23 protein-coding genes are annotated in these 17,122 nt (G+C 61.1%); 18 read left to right on the forward strand and 5 right to left on the reverse strand.

Features of this window, described 5'->3' with window-relative positions; translation table 11 throughout:
• Positions 1–24: 24 nt before the first annotated feature.
• Positions 25–321, reverse strand: a complete 297-nt coding sequence (locus RX330_RS20285; RefSeq protein ID WP_317239561.1) for a hypothetical protein — start codon at positions 319–321, stop codon at positions 25–27.
• A gap of 265 nt (positions 322–586) precedes the next feature.
• Here RX330_RS20285 and RX330_RS20290 point away from each other — a divergent pair, with 265 nt between their 5' ends.
• A complete protein-coding gene (locus tag RX330_RS20290) occupies positions 587–1,195 on the forward strand; it encodes a hypothetical protein (RefSeq protein WP_317239562.1) in 609 nt (202 codons plus the stop codon).
• 98 nt (positions 1,196–1,293) lie between these two features.
• On the opposite strand, the gene RX330_RS20295 is transcribed toward RX330_RS20290, so the two are convergent.
• The gene (locus tag RX330_RS20295) at positions 1,294–2,031 is read right to left on the reverse strand and encodes a DUF2786 domain-containing protein (RefSeq protein WP_317239563.1); all 738 of its coding nucleotides are present in this window, start codon (positions 2,029–2,031) and stop codon (positions 1,294–1,296) included.
• Between the two features lie 722 nt (positions 2,032–2,753).
• Here RX330_RS20295 and RX330_RS20300 point away from each other — a divergent pair.
• On the forward strand, positions 2,754–2,945 hold the full coding sequence (locus tag RX330_RS20300; RefSeq protein ID WP_317239564.1) for a hypothetical protein: 192 nt from the start codon (positions 2,754–2,756) through the stop codon (positions 2,943–2,945).
• A gap of 287 nt (positions 2,946–3,232) precedes the next feature.
• Here the strand turns inward: RX330_RS20300 and RX330_RS20305 are convergent, their stop codons facing one another.
• Positions 3,233–3,505 (reverse strand): hypothetical protein, encoded by a 273-nt coding sequence (locus tag RX330_RS20305; protein WP_317239565.1) that lies wholly within the window; start codon positions 3,503–3,505, stop codon positions 3,233–3,235.
• A gap of 1,053 nt (positions 3,506–4,558) precedes the next feature.
• The gene (locus tag RX330_RS20310; RefSeq protein ID WP_317239566.1) at positions 4,559–5,068 is read right to left on the reverse strand and encodes a hypothetical protein; all 510 of its coding nucleotides are present in this window, start codon (positions 5,066–5,068) and stop codon (positions 4,559–4,561) included.
• A gap of 405 nt (positions 5,069–5,473) precedes the next feature.
• On the opposite strand from RX330_RS20310, the gene RX330_RS20315 reads away from it, so the two are divergent.
• The 15 genes from RX330_RS20315 to RX330_RS20385 all read left to right on the forward strand — a co-directional run bounded on the left by RX330_RS20315 (position 5,474) and on the right by RX330_RS20385 (position 15,536).
• On the forward strand, positions 5,474–6,766 hold the full coding sequence (locus RX330_RS20315) for a tyrosine-type recombinase/integrase (protein ID WP_317239567.1): 1,293 nt from the start codon (positions 5,474–5,476) through the stop codon (positions 6,764–6,766).
• A complete protein-coding gene (locus RX330_RS20320) occupies positions 6,763–7,332 on the forward strand; it encodes a hypothetical protein (protein WP_317239568.1) in 570 nt (189 codons plus the stop codon). The genes RX330_RS20315 and RX330_RS20320 overlap by 4 nt, the downstream gene beginning before the upstream one ends.
• 94 nt (positions 7,333–7,426) lie before the next feature.
• Positions 7,427–7,627, forward strand: coding sequence for a helix-turn-helix transcriptional regulator (locus RX330_RS20325; RefSeq protein WP_317239569.1), 201 nt, complete (start codon positions 7,427–7,429; stop codon positions 7,625–7,627).
• 196 nt (positions 7,628–7,823) lie between these two features.
• A complete protein-coding gene (locus tag RX330_RS20330) occupies positions 7,824–8,036 on the forward strand; it encodes a hypothetical protein (protein ID WP_317239570.1) in 213 nt (70 codons plus the stop codon).
• Positions 8,033–8,890, forward strand: a complete 858-nt coding sequence (locus tag RX330_RS20335) for a bifunctional DNA primase/polymerase (RefSeq protein WP_317239571.1) — start codon at positions 8,033–8,035, stop codon at positions 8,888–8,890. Before RX330_RS20330 ends, RX330_RS20335 begins: the two co-directional genes overlap by 4 nt.
• The gene (locus tag RX330_RS20340) at positions 8,887–9,972 is read left to right on the forward strand and encodes an AAA family ATPase (protein ID WP_317239572.1); all 1,086 of its coding nucleotides are present in this window, start codon (positions 8,887–8,889) and stop codon (positions 9,970–9,972) included. The genes RX330_RS20335 and RX330_RS20340 overlap by 4 nt, the downstream gene beginning before the upstream one ends.
• Before the next feature lie 532 nt (positions 9,973–10,504).
• Positions 10,505–10,681 carry a hypothetical protein gene (locus tag RX330_RS20345; RefSeq protein ID WP_317239573.1) on the forward strand — a complete coding sequence of 59 codons (177 nt, stop codon included), beginning with the start codon at positions 10,505–10,507 and terminating at the stop codon, positions 10,679–10,681.
• Positions 10,678–11,226, forward strand: a complete 549-nt coding sequence (locus tag RX330_RS20350; RefSeq protein ID WP_317239574.1) for a terminase small subunit — start codon at positions 10,678–10,680, stop codon at positions 11,224–11,226. Before RX330_RS20345 ends, RX330_RS20350 begins: the two co-directional genes overlap by 4 nt.
• A complete protein-coding gene (locus RX330_RS20355; protein ID WP_317239575.1) occupies positions 11,216–11,515 on the forward strand; it encodes a hypothetical protein in 300 nt (99 codons plus the stop codon). The genes RX330_RS20350 and RX330_RS20355 overlap by 11 nt, the downstream gene beginning before the upstream one ends.
• Positions 11,512–12,153, forward strand: coding sequence for a hypothetical protein (locus RX330_RS20360; RefSeq protein WP_317239576.1), 642 nt, complete (start codon positions 11,512–11,514; stop codon positions 12,151–12,153). Before RX330_RS20355 ends, RX330_RS20360 begins: the two co-directional genes overlap by 4 nt.
• A complete protein-coding gene (locus tag RX330_RS20365) occupies positions 12,150–12,332 on the forward strand; it encodes a hypothetical protein (RefSeq protein WP_317239577.1) in 183 nt (60 codons plus the stop codon). Before RX330_RS20360 ends, RX330_RS20365 begins: the two co-directional genes overlap by 4 nt.
• A gap of 2 nt (positions 12,333–12,334) precedes the next feature.
• A complete protein-coding gene (locus RX330_RS20370; RefSeq protein ID WP_317239578.1) occupies positions 12,335–12,886 on the forward strand; it encodes a hypothetical protein in 552 nt (183 codons plus the stop codon).
• Between the two features lie 113 nt (positions 12,887–12,999).
• On the forward strand, positions 13,000–13,974 hold the full coding sequence (locus tag RX330_RS20375) for a hypothetical protein (protein WP_317239579.1): 975 nt from the start codon (positions 13,000–13,002) through the stop codon (positions 13,972–13,974).
• Between the two features lie 172 nt (positions 13,975–14,146).
• The gene (locus RX330_RS20380) at positions 14,147–14,614 is read left to right on the forward strand and encodes a hypothetical protein (RefSeq protein ID WP_317239580.1); all 468 of its coding nucleotides are present in this window, start codon (positions 14,147–14,149) and stop codon (positions 14,612–14,614) included.
• A gap of 52 nt (positions 14,615–14,666) precedes the next feature.
• Positions 14,667–15,536: a hypothetical protein gene (locus tag RX330_RS20385; RefSeq protein WP_317239581.1), complete on the forward strand. Its 870-nt coding sequence runs from the start codon at positions 14,667–14,669 to the stop codon at positions 15,534–15,536.
• Between the two features lie 130 nt (positions 15,537–15,666).
• On the opposite strand, the gene RX330_RS20390 is transcribed toward RX330_RS20385, so the two are convergent.
• Complete coding sequence (locus RX330_RS20390) at positions 15,667–15,870, reverse strand: hypothetical protein (protein WP_317239582.1); 204 nt, start codon at positions 15,868–15,870, stop codon at positions 15,667–15,669.
• A 517-nt stretch (positions 15,871–16,387) separates the two neighbouring features.
• Between RX330_RS20390 and RX330_RS20395 the strand changes: the two genes are divergently transcribed.
• Positions 16,388–17,113, forward strand: a complete 726-nt coding sequence (locus RX330_RS20395) for a hypothetical protein (protein WP_317239583.1) — start codon at positions 16,388–16,390, stop codon at positions 17,111–17,113.
• Positions 17,114–17,122: the final 9 nt, after the last annotated feature.

The following is a 17,122-nucleotide window of genomic DNA, read 5'->3' on the forward strand; positions in this document are numbered from 1 at the left end:
GCTCGGCGCAGTCGCCGAGTGCCGCTATTTTGTTCGGATATTCTGTGCACCGGCGTCCCTCAGGACGTCTGCGATCTTCTCAGGGGCCTCGCCGTGAAAGTCCACGGAGACCTCGATCAGACCCTCCAGCTTCTGCCGGCCCTCCGGCGCCGGCGCGGATTTGGCGTCGCTACCTGCCGGACGCGTCCCCACGGTGTTGGCGCCGCCGGCGGGCTGAACGAAGACATCGCTCCGCGGCACGCCGCATTCCTGCACAACATGCTCAACCGCAAGCTCGGCGCCGCGGCGCGTGTCGAATTCTCCGATGATCGTGCTTTCCAAGGGCGCGCTCCGTGGGTGGACGAGATTGCGAACAACGGGCGAGCCAAGGGCCAGGTTCCTGTAGGCCTGGGACCTCCAGCCCGCAGTGCATAGGCTCGCCCTCGGCGCTGGAAGTCAGAACGGAAGCTTGGCCCGCGATCAGTTTCGAACGCGCCGTGCGGCACGGCAATCGCAATTTCGTGAGACCACCAACATCATTGAGACAGGTCAATACGAGCCAGCCGAAGCTCTGGGAACCTTGCGCCGGCAGCAGATGGAGACGGCCATGTCACAGCAGAGCAGCATGCATTTCTACCTCAATTGGGCCAAGGAGCGGATCGACGAAATGGATGCAGCCTTGGCTTCGTTCGAGGTCAAGGCCGGTCAGGCCAAAGCCGAATCCAAGGTCAAGACCGATCAGCTCCTGTCCGATCTGACGAAGCGCCGCGACGAGTTTCAGGCGGCGCTCAAGACCCAGGCGGCAGCAGGCGAAGCCGCCTGGACGGACGCCAAGGCCGACCTAGAAAAGCAATGGGCTGGATTTGAAGCCCAGGTGAAGACCTACTTCGAAGGCGCAGGCAAGCAGCTCGAGCAGCAGCAGGCCACGTTCAAGGACGTTGCCGCCGCACAAGCCAAGGCCTGGCGCGAAGCCGCGGACAAATTCCGCGAGGCCGCAGGCAAAGTCGCCGCAGCCCGCACCGTCGATGTCGACGCGGCGCTCAAGCAGATGAAATCCGATGCGTCCGAAGCAGAAGCGCGTCTACAGAAGCTGAAGCAGGCCGGCAGCGAATCCTGGTCGGTCCTGAGCGCCGCGCTCGCCGAATCCCGCAAGGCGTTCGATGAGGCGAACAAGGCGGCGTGGGAGGCGCTGAAGGGCGGCAATGTGAAGAGTTGAGGTTGTGTGGTGAACCTGCCCGGATGATGCAGGAGTGCGCTTGGCGCGGCTGTGGCTCATACGCCCTTTCCTGCCGCCACACGCGGGCGGCGGCACGATCAGGGCTGACGCCAACCTGACCCCGTCCCGCCAACTCCGGGATTGATGGCCAGCGACGCTCCAGCAGCGCCGCCGGCTTCATAGGCCGTCATCGACACCATCCGGCCCGTGCTGCGCTGGCTCCGGAGCTTGAGGTCGAGCTTGTCGAATTCTGTGTCGACCACCGAGGTCTTGAGGACGACCAGCCCGCGGCCAGTGCTTTCGTTGACCTGATCGCGACCGGCCTTGATCGCCACTAGCCTGTCCGCGATGGACGCCACCATCCCGAGCGTGAAGGAGGCATTGGCCAGATGCCGCTCCTGGTGCCGAAACCTGCTGTAATCGACCGAGGTCTTGAAGCGTCCGAGTTCGGCGCGCACGGCGCCGTCGATCAATTCGGCCAGATAATGCGCGACCTCGACATCCGCGCCGAGACCGAAGAATACGTAGATGTTCTCACCGGCGGCGTTCTTCTCGCGCCAGACCCGGCAATCGCAGAAATGAGCGATCGCGCCGATGCAGTCGTCCAGGGGAATTCGCTTCTTGCGACGGGTCTCGAAGACCCTCCGTTCGCACGGCGAGGCGCGCAGCTCGACGTCGGAGAGTGACAGATCGTGCCGATCCAGCAGCTCGGCGACCTTGGCGGCGGCCGACAGCGCCTCGTCCTCGGTGCAGCCATTGGCAATCGTCTTGGCGCGCAACGCCTGGATGCGGAGCTTGAGCTTGTCGAGCGCGGCCGGAGTGGACGTCTGATTCACTGGTCACCTGTCTGGGAAAGCCTGACCAACGGATCGCGGTTGGATTGAGTGGCCGAAGGGCACCACATCTTCTCCTTGCCTTCACGATCGGGATATCGGACAGCGGTTGGCAGAAGGCTGTCATCACAGAAGGTCATGGAATGTCGAATAGGCGGTGGATGATCATCGTGCTGGTTACCGTGCTGGCCGTTTGCGCGATCGTGGCGGGCGCTCGGTACTATCTAAGCAGGTGCCATGGCATGGACGCGTGCGCAGCCGCGGAAGCCGAAAGCCATGAGCGCGATAAGCCAGCCGAGCCACAATAGTTTTTGGATGCTTCGCGTCTCCGACGTTGCGAATGTTGTCATGCCCAGCGCACTTTACATTCAAACCTTGGAACACCACTGACAAACTAGGCTCTTATCGGCACCACGTTGCCGCCCTGCCCCACCGGCGCGCCGGTAGTGGGCCGCCTCGACCTTGTCGGACCCGGTATGCGCCGGCGCCATCTCCGACATCTCGTTCGGGTAACTGATCTGCTCGATGCGCCAGTCCTTGAAGGTCGACTGGAGCCATGGACGGTCAGGTTCTTCCTCTAAGGCTCACAGAGTGGAGGCGGCTATAGTGCTGGCGGAAGGGGTGTCCTCGCGCATCAAATCTAATTACTTGAATTATCTAAGTTTTTAGATCTGAGGTCTTTCCTACCTACAATCCTGACCACAACATGAATCCGGAGCGAGACCATGAGTGAAAAAGCTTGTGCGCTTTGTCGCGCAGATCGCCCCGGCCCTCAAGAGCCCTGGACGCGCGGAATCTTTCAGGAAGAGCAGATGGAGAAAATTTGCCGGGATTTGGCTGCTGCGACAACCGATCCCGTCGAGCGCGCCGCGCTGCTCGAGCTGGCGGAGAACTACGGGCAGAGCTCGCGAAGCTGAGTCTTCCACATCCACGACCCGCAGTAGCTCGCACTCGTCCCGGACCGCTAGGAATCGATAATTTGACTCTCGCGAGCGGCGCGTTTCGATGGCGCTATGCCTCGCCGAAAACGCCACACGCCTACGCACCCTGATGGCCGTCCGCTCAAGATCACCTTCGGCACGATGCGCGGGATGGGCGTGCGCGGTGTGCTGGTTTATTGCCATTGTGGTCACCACATCGCTCTAGATGCCGATCGCTGGCCAGATGAGGTGCGGCTATCAGATGTCGAGCCAAAGTTTGTCTGTCAGGGATGCAGTAGCCGCGGCGCAGACGTGCGACCCGATTTCGAGCGCGGCAATCCGCGACTTGCGATCATAGGTGTGAAAGAGGACGGCAACTGAACCTGTCTCAAGTCCGCGACGGCTATCACCTTGCGCCGCAGCTTGACTGCAAGCGAGCGAAACTTGTCAGCAACTAGTCGGTTGCGCGCTCGCGTGTCTGGATCTGACGCGAGCAGCAGTTCTGCGTCATTGCCTTGCTGTTCCAGCAGCTCAATTTGCTCTTGCAGGTTGGTCATGAGACTTTCCCCTGTTGATGGGGGAACAGTGTTCCACGCCCTACCGTAACGTCCTGATCAATACAGACCACGTCTCGGAGAAACTAACGGACACGAGAACCGACCCACCGCCAAACGCGCGTTCGGACGATGGGCCGTCCCGGGTGGATGTCGCAACACCTGGAGTGTCGCGCCACAGACCGAAATCTCAATTCTCTCGGCTGGAGAGTCGTTCCTGTCGCCACGAGGCGGCCTTAGCTCATGTGTTCCCCGTATAAATACACACAGAAAGAACAAAGCGGGTGCGCTATTTCAAAATCTGTTCTGGGTCGGAGAACTACGGGCTTCCTCTTGCCCGACAAAAGGCCCGCCAGCGCGAACCGGCGGACCATTGATGCGGCTTAATGGCGAGCCTTGTCTTCTCGGTTGAGCAGCTCCAGTCGCCTTTCTAGCTCTTCTTTCTTTGCCAGGAGCCTCTCGGTGAGAATGTCATTGACGACGGCGTGGAGCTGCCAAAGCTCTTCGAGAGACATGCTCTCAAACGGCTTCCATACCATGGATCCCCCCGACTCACGAATTGCCCATAGCTTGAGGTCACGAGGGGCAGATGGCAACATCGGGATTGGTTGCGCGGAAAGTTACTACCTACGGCGCCGACCTAGTTTGTTGGAGGCTGAACGCCGCGACCTTGGCCGCGAGCGGCGCAACTGAGCTTGCGCTAATCGGCTTCGCAAGACGCTCAATTCAGCAATTTGAGATTCGAGAAATACTGTACGTTGGTGCAGAGCAACAGCGATTTCCAAGGTTCGATCGTAAATACTCATCACGACCTCAATACAATAGGACTGAAAAAAATCTCTACAATCTCAGCATTACGACAGTACACGGGCTCAGTTGCAAGGCGAATTCTTGAGCAGCGCAGTGTAGATAATGGACGGCCCCGGCCATGGGCTTCTAGGGGTGGGCGGCCGGGGCCGTTGGGATGCTTGGACCTGGGGAAGTTCAAGCGACTACGAGCTTACTCACAGCTTGAAGCGCCGTTCTGTTCGCTTCCGAACGCTGTCAGTACTCGCATCAGACATACCCATCCAGTTGCCAGCTTTGCGAGCCCACCTGCTCAAGCAGGCCTTCCATGTCGCCTATGCCGCTCTCGTCCGGTTCGGCGCCGTCGTGCTCGTCCTCCAGATCCTTCGTCCCGCTGGCGTCCCACGCGGTCTGATCGCCGGTCCAGTTGCGTCCATCAGGCCCGTAGAGGCTGGGATGCCGCTCCAGGCTGCCGAGGGAGGGCTCGTAGTCGCTTCGATCCGCCCCCTCGTCCTCGCAGCCCTCCTCGCCGCCCCCGCCCTCGCATTGGGCGCCTTCGTCATCGCACTCCTCCTCGAGCTCGTTCATGACGAAGGGATCTGATGCGTCGAGGAAGGCTATCAGCCGATCGATCTCCGCGGCCGCCCTCCTCCTGAGTCTGGCAAGCCGCCTGAGGGCCTTTTCTCTCGCCCGCTCTTGTGCAGCCAGGCGCTTGCAAAGCTCTCCGGTGGACGGCCAAAGCTCGGCTATGGCGTTTGGGTGTCGTATGACGATGGTCATGGTGGTTCTCTGGATTGACGGCTTCTCAGGGCCGGTTGCCAGTGGACAGCACTGGCGCCGGGAGTCTGAGAACATGGCCAGAGACCATGCGCGACGGCCTTCCCCTTTCGGGTCTTGTATAGCCGCCGCTCTCCCGGCATATCGGACTATTCCGAATTGGCAAGGATTGATTGACCGCAGGAAACACCTATTTTGAAAGGGTATTTCCGGGTTTTATCGGGTGATCTCGGAGGGATTTTTGGCGGAAGGGGTGGGATCATTTGACTGGTCCTGCATGGTCTTCTGCGGTCCAGAAATCATGCTTTTTTGTAGGGTTTTTTGCAAGTTATGCCTCTAGACAGGTCTCCTTAAGTCCAGTACGGTCCGGCTCTGATTTGTACGTAGGTTTGTACAAAAGGAGCTGACATGGCGCGCGGGACCAACAAGCTGTCCGTCAAGTTCGTCGAAAAGAACGACCTTACACCCGGTCTCTACGGCGATGGCAACGGCCTTTATCTCCAAGTCAGCCCGTCAACAACCGACGACAAGCGGCCCACGAAGTCATGGGTATTTCGTTTCATGATGGCCGGCCGAGCTCGCAAGATGGGCCTGGGCGACGCCGATCAGATCAAGCTCGGTGATGCGCGTAAGAAGGCCAGCGCTGCCCGCCTCCTGGTGGTAGATGGTGTTGACCCGATCGAGGAACGGAGCGCCAGAAAGGCCGCTCTTGCCGTTGAGGAGGCCAAGGCGCTGAGCTTTAAGGAATGTGCCGAACGATACATCGAGGCTCATCAGTCGGGCTGGAAGAGCGCGAAGCACGGCAGCCAGTGGGCTGCGACGCTCGAGACGTACGCCTATCCCAAGATCGGCCGCCTCCCGGTCGCTGCGATCGATACTGCCCTGGTGTTGGAGGTGCTCGAGCAGAAGATCGACGGCGAGCGGTTCTGGAACAGCAAGACCGAAACCGCCTCCCGCGTGCGTGGCAGGATCGAGACCATCCTCTCGTGGGCGAAGGCCCGCGGCTACCGGCAAGGTGAGAATCCCGCGCAATGGCGAGGCCATCTGGATCAATTGCTGCCGGCGAAGTCTCAGGTTTCCCCGGTCGAGCACCACGCCGCCCTGCCCTATAGCCAGCTCCCGGCCTTTATGGCGAAGCTTCGGCAGCGGGACGGCGTGAGCGCCAAGGCGCTGGAGTTCACGATCCTAACCCTGGCCCGGACTGGGGACACCATCGGCGGCAAGTGGTCCGAGATCGACGACGCCGATAAGCTCTGGATTGTCCCCAAGGATCGCGTGAAGGGCAAGAAGGGTGCGCGCAAGCGGGACCACGTTGTGCCGCTCACGAAGCCCGCGCTGGCCATCCTCAAGGATCTGCCGCGGGATGGCGAATACCTCTTCCCGGGCGACAAGCCGGGCAAGGGCCTGTCCAACATGGCTATGGCCGAACTGCTCAAAGAGATGGGCTATACCGGCGATGAGGCCACCGTTCACGGCTTCCGCTCCAGCTTCAAGGACTGGTGCAGCGAACAGACCTCCTACCCGAACGAAATGTCTGAAATGGCGCTGGCGCATACGGTCAGCGACAAGGTCGAGGCCGCCTATCGCCGCGGCGACATGCGAGAGAAGCGCCGCCGGCTCATGGCCGACTGGGCTGCGTTCTGTGCAGGCAAGGCTGTGGGTGGGGATAACGTTGTGAGCATTGCGGGGGCACGGGCATGAAGCCGAATGAAGACCAAGCCCTTCTCACGGCGGTAGGCTACCTAGCGCGCCAGCCGCTCACCCCCGAGGCAAACAGGGCTGAAGCCGTTTCCCTCAACAGACGAGGCAACGAGGGGGTGTTGCGCATCTTCGATGAAATGCTGTCTCGTGAAGATGGCGCGGAACAGGTCACAGCGTGGATGGCAAATCTAGTCGCCGCTGCTGAAAGGGGCGAGATTGAAGCCTCCACTATGAAGGCCCTCACCGAAGAGATGTTCGCCCAAGACGAAGATCCTCCAAAGCCACTCTTGGACTACTGGAACAGGATACGTCACCAGCAACCTCCCAAATCGTCCGGACGGCCTGGCCCTAAGCCGGTGGATCGCGCCGCCCGCGATCGGGCGATTGTCAGAACAGTGGCCTGGATAGCGCGGGAATCCAATCTCGAAGAAACCAGAAACTATTCTGCTCGTGATGTGACAGGCGCCCCCCACTCTGCGTGCTCGATAGTGGCCATGGCACTGGGCATACTCGGAGTCAGCATGACCGAGGATCGAGTGAACCAGATATGGTCGGCGAGGCCGTAGTAATAATTCGCCCCGAACTACTCCTATGACCGTCAGATAGCTCCCGCCCTACACCGGCCTCTACAGGACCAATCAAGGTTCTATGGAGTGAATGATGGTTAGGAAGGTTATGCGGTTGCCGGCGGTTCTCGACGCTACGGGTTGGGCGAAGCCGACGCTGTACGACAAGATTGCCAAGGGTAAATTCCCCAAGGGCACGAAACTGGACCCGGATGCGCGCGCCGTCGTCTGGTTCGAGGACGAGGTCGAGGCCTTCCAGAAGGCGGCTGTGGCCGTTGCCGGGGTTGCCGCCTGATGCAGTTCCAAAAGCAAAGCCCCGCAACGCTGGCGGCGTGCGGGGCTCCGAATTCTGATCTGGCTGGCGCTTCGATCAATTCGGAATCTACATCGCCGCTTCGAAGACTTCAAGCATCTCGTCTCGCGCGTCGCTACGCTGTCAACGCCGCGATGGCTGAGACGATCGCGCCTCTCGTATTCATGGAGGCGATGCGATGATGCTGAGCAGCAAATTCAGTGTGGGCCGATACGTCTGCGAGATGAGCTGGTCTCAATTCGGCTACATCAAATGCGAGTGGTCGCCGGAAGTCCCGACGGCTCTCGGCAAGCAAGAAATCCGCGAATATCGCGCCGGCCGAGATTCCTTCGTTCAAAACGTCGCAGAAAGCGTTGGCGGCAACGTGCTGGTCGTGGAGGCGCGCACATGATGGGCGAATTTGCACTCAGCTACGCCGCCCGCGGCTGGCATGTCTTTCCTTGCAACGTTCTCAACAAGAGGCCCCTTGTCCGTCGCGACCTTGATGCTGAAGGCAAGGAGACCCCCGGTACTGGCGGCGTGAAGAAGGCCACTGCCGATGTTGATCAAATTCGGGAGTGGTGGCAACGGTGGCCCACTGCCATGATTGGCGTTGCCTGCGGTCCCGCCTCCGGCGTCTGGGCGATTGATCCCGACGCTCCGAAAAAGCCGGGCGAGCCCGACGGCAGAGCAAATTGGGCTGCGCTGTGCCTCAAGCACGGCTGTGCCGCTACTCATACCCATCTCACGCCTGGCGGCGGCAAGCACCTTCTGTTCAGGTGGAGGCCTGACAGGCCCATCACCAACAGCGAAGGCACCATTACCGGCACCGGGATCAACGTGCGAGGTGATGGCGGCTATGTCATCGCACCGCCGTCCAAGCGACACGACGGCAAGGCTTACGAGATTGCGGAGCCGCTCGACTTCTTCAGCTTCGCAGAGGCCCCGGACTGGCTGTACGCGATGCTTCGGCCCAAGGCACGCGAGCAGGCGCGGACGGACTATCGGCCGTCGTCGCGGTCGTCTGCGCATCCCATTGGGCGCATCCAGGGCATCCTAAACCGGGTTGCCTCGACTACTGAGGGAGACCGCAACAAGGTTCTCTTCTGGGGCGCTATGCGCGTCGTCGAGATGGTCGTGGAGAAGGAAGTGCCGCCCTCCGAAGGAGATCGGGCCTTTGCCGCGCTCTGCGACGCGGGGCGGCACGCTGGCCTACCGGAGAACGAAATTATCAGGACGCTCCAGAGTGCGAGGGCTCGAGCATGACCATAAGATGGGACAAGTTCGAGCCCGCGGCGGAGGAGCCGCTGGAGCCGCTCGACTTCATCAATATGAGCTTCTGGGACGTTAAGCCTGTCCCGCCCCGGCAATGGGCTGTGCGCGACCGTGTGCCGGCGCATCAAGTCACGCTCTTCAGCGGTGAAGGCGGTAGCGGTAAGTCTATCGTCGAGCTCCAGCTTGCCTGTGCTCACGTCCTGGGGCGGGACTGGTTCGGCTCCCTACCCGAGCCCGGTCCGGTCATCTACCAAGGCTGCGAGGACACGCGAGACGAGTTGCATCGGCGCGTGGCTAGCATCTGCGAGCACTATGACGTGAAGTTCTCCGACTTGATCAGCGGCGGCCTAAACATGTTCTCCTGTGTCGAGGGCGACGGCCTGCTTGGCGTCCCTGACCGGGGTGGGCAGATCGAACCTACGCGCATGTACAAGCGCCTGCTGGAGGCCGCGAACGACATCAAGCCGAAGCACATTGGCATCGATACCTCGGCCGACGTGTTCGGCGGCAACGAGATCGACCGCAGTCAGGTTCGGCAGTTCGTCAGCCTTCTCCGCAAGCTCGCTATCGCGGCAAACGGCTCGGTGGTGCTGCTGAGCCATCCCAGCCTGACCGGCATCACTTCCGGCACCGGGCTCTCAGGGTCGACCGCCTGGCACAACTCGGTGCGCTCGCGCATCTACCTGACTTCAGACGGCGACATGCGCACCATCGAGTTCAAGAAGAACCAGTATGGCCCGCTCGGTGAGAAGGTCGTGGTGCGATACGAGGATGGCGTGTTTGTGCCGGATGGCGGCAAGACTGATGTTGAGCTCACCTTGATACACAGGATCGCAGACGATTCCTTTCTTGAGCTGCTGGACATCACCGCCAAGCAACAGCGGTACTTTGGCTCTAAGCCGGGCACCAACTATGCGCCCAAGCAACTGGCGGGGCTGCCTCAAGCGAAGGGGCACAACGCAAGGATGCTCGGGCAAGCGATGGAAAGGCTGCTGGCTGCGGACAGGATCAAGCTCGTGCTCGACCCCTCTAAGAAGCCGTCGAAGGCTACTCTGGTGCTTGTGCGTGCGTAAAGCCGAGGGGGCCGACCTCCCGTCCGACCATCGGTCAACCTCCGTCCGACCTACGTTCGAGCGGGGGTGCTCCTCTCTCCCCCATACCCCCTAGGCTGGTCGCCCCTAGGGCGGCCTCCCTTGAGGTCGGCCCCGGGGCTGGAAGTCGGGTGCTGCCAATCGATGCCAAGCAGTGCGGCGGTGTCCGTGCACAAAGCTAAACGTCGGTGAGCTTGAGGCGTGAAAGATTGCCAAGAGAGGGCCACAAAGCCGCCGGCTGCGAAATCGGGCAAAAACGGAGACGGCGAATCTCGTTTCAGGTTGAAACGATCCCTGCGTCAAGTTGACTCAGTGAGCCGTGCCTGGGTCGAGCGTCGATGAAGTCTGAGGCGGAAATAGTATCCGCCCTGCCATCACGATTTCGCGATAAAAACAGACTGTTAGTCTCTCTTCGTCTCGTAACGTACAATCCTACGTACAAAGTAAGTTGGCGATCTCGGCGAAGCAGATTACATTGATGTCAACCGTTGCAACGTGCAGCGAAGGGAACGAGATGAGCATTGAAGAGAACGAACGCGAGGAGCAGGCGGGCAAGCCGATCAGCTTCCGTGCGGCCCCTGCCCTTGCGGAGGCCATTGAGCGCGCTGCCGGCAAAGAGCTGCTGAGCACCGCCTCGTTCTGCCGGCGCGCTGTGTGGCGCGCTGTGCAGGCGGAGGCGGCCACTCAGTGAGCGACGAGCTAACCCCCAAGCGTCGGGCCTTCGCCCGCGAATACATCATCGACAGCAACGGCACGCAGGCTGCCATCCGTGCGGGCTACAGCGAACGGTCGGCCACCTCTCAGGCTTCCCAGCTGCTCGACCTACCCAGCGTGCAGGCTGAGATAGCCCTACTCCAGAAGGACGCGGCACAGGCCCAGGACGTGAGCCTTAGCCGGCTGTACACGCTGCTCAACGAGGCGTGCCAGATCGCACGGCGCAAAGAGAGCGCTACGGGCATGGTTGCTGCCGTGACCGCCATCGCCAAGCTCGCTGGCCTTTGGGTCGAGAAGCACGAGGACCTGGCCGCCCGCGACAAGCTGGCAGCGGAGGCACAGAAGACCGAGCTTAAGACGGCAGCAAGGCTCCTGGGAGAGGCAGCGGAGAGCGTTGGCCTGCCGAGGGCCGCAACGCCTGCCCAGATCGTCGGGGCGCTCGCAGAGCGTCCTGTGGCGACGCCGGAGGCCTATCGGCTGCTAAGGCAGCACGCGACTGAGGAGCCGGCAAATGCAACGTGAGGCCGGTCCGCTCTCTGAGGAAGCCATGGCCGCTCGCAGGATCGCCTTCACGCTTGCGAAGGCTGAAGACGCGCTCGGCATTCGATATGCGATCAGTCTCCCCCTCAAGGCTCGCACGGACATGATCCTGGCCGGCGCCATGGAAAACCCCAGCGCCATTGATGAGGCAACCTACAGCCTCGCCTACATGCTTTCGCAGCCTAGCCAAGCGAACGTCGGCCACGAAGCCGCAAAGCAGCAGCCCGGCGGCCCGCTGCACAAACCCAAGCAGGAGCCGACGAAGCAATGAACCTGCATCAGATCCTCAAGACCGTTCCGAAGGAATGGCACTCCGTGGCCACGCACTACGTCAAGGGGCTTCAGCGTGCCGGCGTGCCAGCGGACAAGCTCGATTCGCTCGTGCAGTGGGGTGTGGCGTACCAGGGCCCAGGCGATGAGGAGGCGTTGCTTTCTTCCTTTCGTGCGCAAGCCTCGCGCCTGGGCCTGGAAAGCCACGTGACATCCCTGGCGGCCGATTGGGGTCTTGAAGCTCGCGAGGAGATCAACTCCGGCAAGTGGCAGCCTGAGCCGGCGCCGCCATCCGACAACGCAAGTCTGCTCGCGGACATCCGCGCGTATCGCCAGCAGTGGCCTGACGAATACGGGCAGGACAAGGCGATGCAGGAAGCCGAGCTCGCGCTGATCGCTGCCGATCTCGGTGAGAAGCCGCCGAAGGTATCGGGACAACTTCCGACCACGCCTGGCGCTCAGCGCATGATGGAGATTCGGCAGATCATGCGAGACGAACCGGATCGATACAACGCTGACAAGGCGCTCCAAGCCGAGCAGCTTGGTCTGATCGAAGCTGACCTTGCGAGCCGGTCGGCTCAGCAACCCACCTCTCAACCCGCGCCAGCGGCTTCTGGCGATACAGGAGAACCCACTTGAGCACAGCATTTGACGCGGCCAGCGAATACGTCGCGGCTCTGGAGGCGGAGGCGAAGGCCTCGCCGAAAAACTTCTACGGCAACGCCAACCATCGCGCCGACGGCAAGGAGCGTGTGGCGTCTGCGCTGCGCGTTTCGCGCAACCTGACGCAGCGTCTTCAAGAACTGGTTCGGGGCTGAGCATGACCGCAGCTGAAGTGAAGTTTCGCGACGAGCAGAACGCGGCGGCAAAGGGCAGATTCCACGCCGAGATGGTGGCCTTATCGGCCGGCGGCCCTCCGTCGCCTGTCAAGAAGCCGCTGGCTGATCCCAAGCGCTTCATTGGTGCGTCATACGCTCGATGCGAATGGTCCTATACGATGCGTTCCGAGGAGACGATCGCGGACGTAAAGAGCGATGGCTTCTTCAAGGGCGTCGCCAACAAGTTCACGATGGGCGACCTGGTCGAGGTTCGGTCGGCAAACCTCACGTTCTGGAGCCTCCTCATGGCCGTGGCCTCGGATCATGTCGCCGGCCGCGTCGAGCTCAGGACCCTGATCGAGACCGAAGTGGAAGCCGCGGAGACGAAGGACTTCGAGGCCGACGGCTACACGATCGAGAACACGGGGGATGTGCTGCGGCGCCTGGCTGTGGTTCGCAAGGCCGACGGCAAGCTGATGAAGGACGGCTTCAAGACCAAGCCGGACGCGGCGCACTACATCAGCACCGAGCTGCACGCGCGGGCGGCTTCCTGATGGCGATCATCGACCGACGATACTCCGTGGCCGAAGGGACCGCGGTCAAGGCGCCATGCCGCGTTGCGACCACGGCCAACGTCACGCTATCCGGCTTGCAGACGATCGACGGCGTGACGCTGGTCGAGCATGACCGCGTTCTGGTGAGGGCTCAATCGACCGGGTCTGAAAACGGTATCTATGAGGCTTCGTCGGGCAACTGGCTGCGCACCAAGGATTTCGATGGCGCCTACGACATCGTTTCCGGGTCTCGGGTCTATGTCGTTTCCGGCGCCGTCAATGCGCAATACGAGTACGCGGTCTCGACGGCGGGCGAGATCGTCATCGACAGCACGGCGATCACTTTCGTAGCGCTGGGCGCGCAGTCCGCCACTGCCGCTGCCGCTGAAGCCGTCGACGCAGCCGCTACCGCGGTTGCTGCCGCAGCCACGGCAACCAGCGCCACTTTCACCACGGGCGATATCAAGCTAACCCTGAAAGCGACGCCAGACATCGGCTGGCGCATGTTCGATGACGGCACGATCGGCGATGGGAGCTCGGGCGCGACCTATGCCAACGTCGCCGCTCAGGCGCTGTTCACGTTGATGTACGACAATTTCGTGGATGCCAACGCGGCGATCACGACCAGCGCAGGTGCTGGGACGACCCGCGCGGCGCAGGTGAACGCCGCAACAGCATGGGCGAACCATTGCCGGATCGCGCTGCCGAAGGTGCTTGGGCGTGCGCTGGCTATCGCAGGCGCTGGTTCTGGGCTGACGTCACGAGATCTGGGTGTGACGGCGGGCGCGGAGACGCATCAGCTGCAAACGACGGAAATCCCATCGCACCAGCATAGCGTCTATCTCAAAGATCCGGGCCACACTCACACTTATTCGGTTGCAAACAACACCGAGCAAAAGCCGATGTCGGGTGGCGTCCCGGCTTACGTCAGCACGACGCCGTCGACCACTTCATCCAATGCCACCGGAATCACGATCGGCTCCGTCAGCGGCACTGCCAACGACAATAAGACCGCAACGGCCGGCGGCGGCGGCTCGCACAACAACATGCAGCCGTCGTCGTTCTTGAACGCGATGGTCAAGTTGTGAGTTCGGCGTCAGCTGCGGAGCCTGCGGCCGGCCTCGATCGGGGCTGCACGCTCCTGGACGACTACTCGATCCGCCTCCAGCTCGAGCACCTGTGGAATGCCGACAGGTGCCCGGCGCTGAGCCGTGAGCAGCGGGTGGGGAGGATCAGGGAGTTGAGTCCGGAGCTCGCACGATGACGGCAGCCTGGGAGCCGTTGGAGCGCATCGAGACCCCGCCTCCTTCCGAGGAGGATATCGCTCTGCTGATGACGCGTGGCTCGCGTGAGGACGCCCTCAAATTGCTCGCGGTGGAATCCACGGCCGAGTACTGGCAAAACGCGGTCTTCCTGGTCCTGAAAATCCAGCTTGGTTCTGGCTGGTTTAAGCTCCGCATCGAGAGGCGCGACGGTGAGCCGATCAGCCGGGAATGGCGGCTATTTCAGAACATCAAAAACCAGCTGCTCGGGCCTGAGTGCGAGGCGTTGGAGTTGTACCCGGCGGAGTCGCGCAAGATCGACAGCGCCAACATGTATCACCTCTATGGCGTTGCAGATCCTGAAGTAAAATTCAGCTTCGGGATGACGCCGGTGGATGAGCTTGGCGGAAAGACTTACGACGTGGCGCGCGGCCGATCGAAGCCGGCGAGCTATTCTCATGACTAACGTCGAAGGCCGCCGCCCTTTCATCGGTTGTAGGGTCGTGTAGTATCGCCTCATGATCGCACCCGCCCCAGCCACCGTTGAAGATACAGCAGACCGGATGATAATCCAGCTTGATCCTGGCGGTCCTATTGATCTTGAGGGCCTCGGCGCAAGCTTCGCAGCCCTTGCGCGTCTTTACGCGCGGCATCACGGGGAGACCAAAGATGCTGACACGACTCCGCGCCTCTTCATCTCCAAGCTGGAAAATGGAAGCGTCATCGCGGAAATCGTTCCGTATGTCGTGATGCTCGGCCAAGCCGTGCCATTCATGCAGCAAGCCGTAGTGATTGCGAACTTCACTGATCGCGTAGCCAAAACTATTCGAGCTTTTTCAGGCGCAGAAATCCCAGCAAAAGCGGATCTTCCGTCGACTGACGACGCACGAGATATCAAAGAATTCATCAAGCCGCTTGTCGGCCGCCGCGGATCTGACTTGAAAATCTCGCACGCCCGATTTGAGCGCCGCGATGGAGAAAAATCGACAATCCTCGAATATCGCTTTGATGAAACAGAACTCAACCGCGCGGCGCTCACCATAGATGCGGAGCTAGTCAACCCGGCGCTGCCTCCCCCGCAGCCCGACGAGCCCTCGTCTACGAAGTCAATTCGCGAGGCCATGCTTTTCTTCCAGCAGGCTAGCAGATCTGCCGGCAAGAGCGCCGGCCGCACGAGCGACAAAGCGATAATTCCGTCGGTCACGGAGAAGGCTCTGCCAGTGTACTTTGTGGAAGACGCCGGCCTCAAAGAGCAGATGGTGCAGGGCCAGACAAATCCGCTCAACGACACCACTTACATCATTGATGCCGACGTTCAGTTGGTTGATGGCGTACCCAAGGGGTACGTCGTTACTCGTGTCCACCGCGTCATCGAGGGCGATGAGTGAGTGCCTGGCGTCGGTCCCACTCTCTCAGAGTCCCGTTAGCGCGGCACCTACTAAGAAGTGAGCCAGCGATAGGTAGCCCAACCAGCCAAGAGACCTGCGGCAGGCAAAAGCTCGATGGGTCTTGGGCGAGCTAGCAAGAGAGCATACTACCGTTCAGGCTGCAGCCCTCCACAATGGACTGTACAGCTCGCCGGAAATCGCGATCTCGCTTCAGCTCCATATAATCCATCCCGGCCACATCGGCGCGAGCTTTACTCGCAAAATTGACAAGCGCAGCCCCTACATTCACGGCTGTCAGTGCAACCAACAAGACCACGACAACTGCTGATTTCATGAATTCCCCCTCTGGTTGCGTCGGACACTACACGCGCCGAAGCGCCCCCGAAAGGGGTGGATTTTTAACCAAATCAGGAGCAGGCTGTCCGTGGGCTTGATAACCCGGACGAAGCTATAGACCGCATTCCCTGGCAGGAATTGCCCTGACGCCTGGCAGCGTCGGGCGGCGGTTCGAATTCTGGTGGCGCATTGGCGTGCGCCCCAACCTGGCCATTATGGCCGGGAGGGCCGCGCCATGTCCAGAGGGGAAACCCTTAAAAGCGCCGCCGCCTGTCGCTTCGCAGGTTATCAACTCCCGGCTGCCGGTCTGACACCGGCTACGGCCTTGATAAGCCGAAGGAAGCACAGCCATGACCAGCCTACACACCAGCGCCCCAGGCGCCGGTCAATTTTCGTCACCTCCATTGATTCTGACAAATTCCGCCAGCGCGGATCAGGGAGTCAAAAACGAACGCGAACCTTCCAGCGTCAGAGAGATTCCTTTGCCCGGGGCTGCAATCAACAGGAGGACACTGATGAATATGCTCGTTGGAGCCACCGCACTTACCGCAACTGCAACCCCCGTCCACGCTGCACCAGACACTACGCTGATCACGGCGCTGGAGAAGCTTCGCGAGCTCAAGCCCGTCTATGACGCCGCGCAGGCCCGTTGGGATGAGACCTTTCCCGTGTACCATAAGAGCCGCCCCGCCTGGCCCGAAGCGTTGCGCTGGTGTCCTATGGACGGTCTGAACATCCGCCCATGGAAAACCAAAGATGGCACCATCTTGGACCCGACTGACTTGGCGAAAATGCGGGGCGTGCCGCAGCTCGCTTGGGAATACATCGGACCCGATGTTGCCGGCCCGAGCAGCATGGAGTGGGATATCGAGCTTGCTCAGCCGAAAGAGCAGTTCGTACATCTGTTCAAGAGTGTACCAGATGAATGGAAGCAACGCCGGCTGGATGAGGCCCTGAAGGCTGCAGACGAGCACAAGGCCATCTGCGATGAACTGAAGATAAAAACCGGCTTCCGCGCCGCGGAGGACCACTTGAACGACGTCTATTTCAATCAAGTGGTGCCGACACAGAAAATCATCATCGATGCCGATCCCGCGACACCCGGGGCTATCCAGGCGAAGGCGGCGCTAATGGTGGAATGGTTCTTCGAGGATGTCCCAGAGGGGGGCGCGGAAATGACCGACTACGACCGCATGGTGGTCGACGTGGTGTGCGGCGTTGCTACTGCTTCCTCGGTCTGAAGGTGCACA

The organism is Bradyrhizobium sp. NDS-1 (genome assembly GCF_032918005.1).
Classification (GTDB): domain Bacteria; phylum Pseudomonadota; class Alphaproteobacteria; order Rhizobiales; family Xanthobacteraceae; genus Bradyrhizobium; species Bradyrhizobium tunisiense.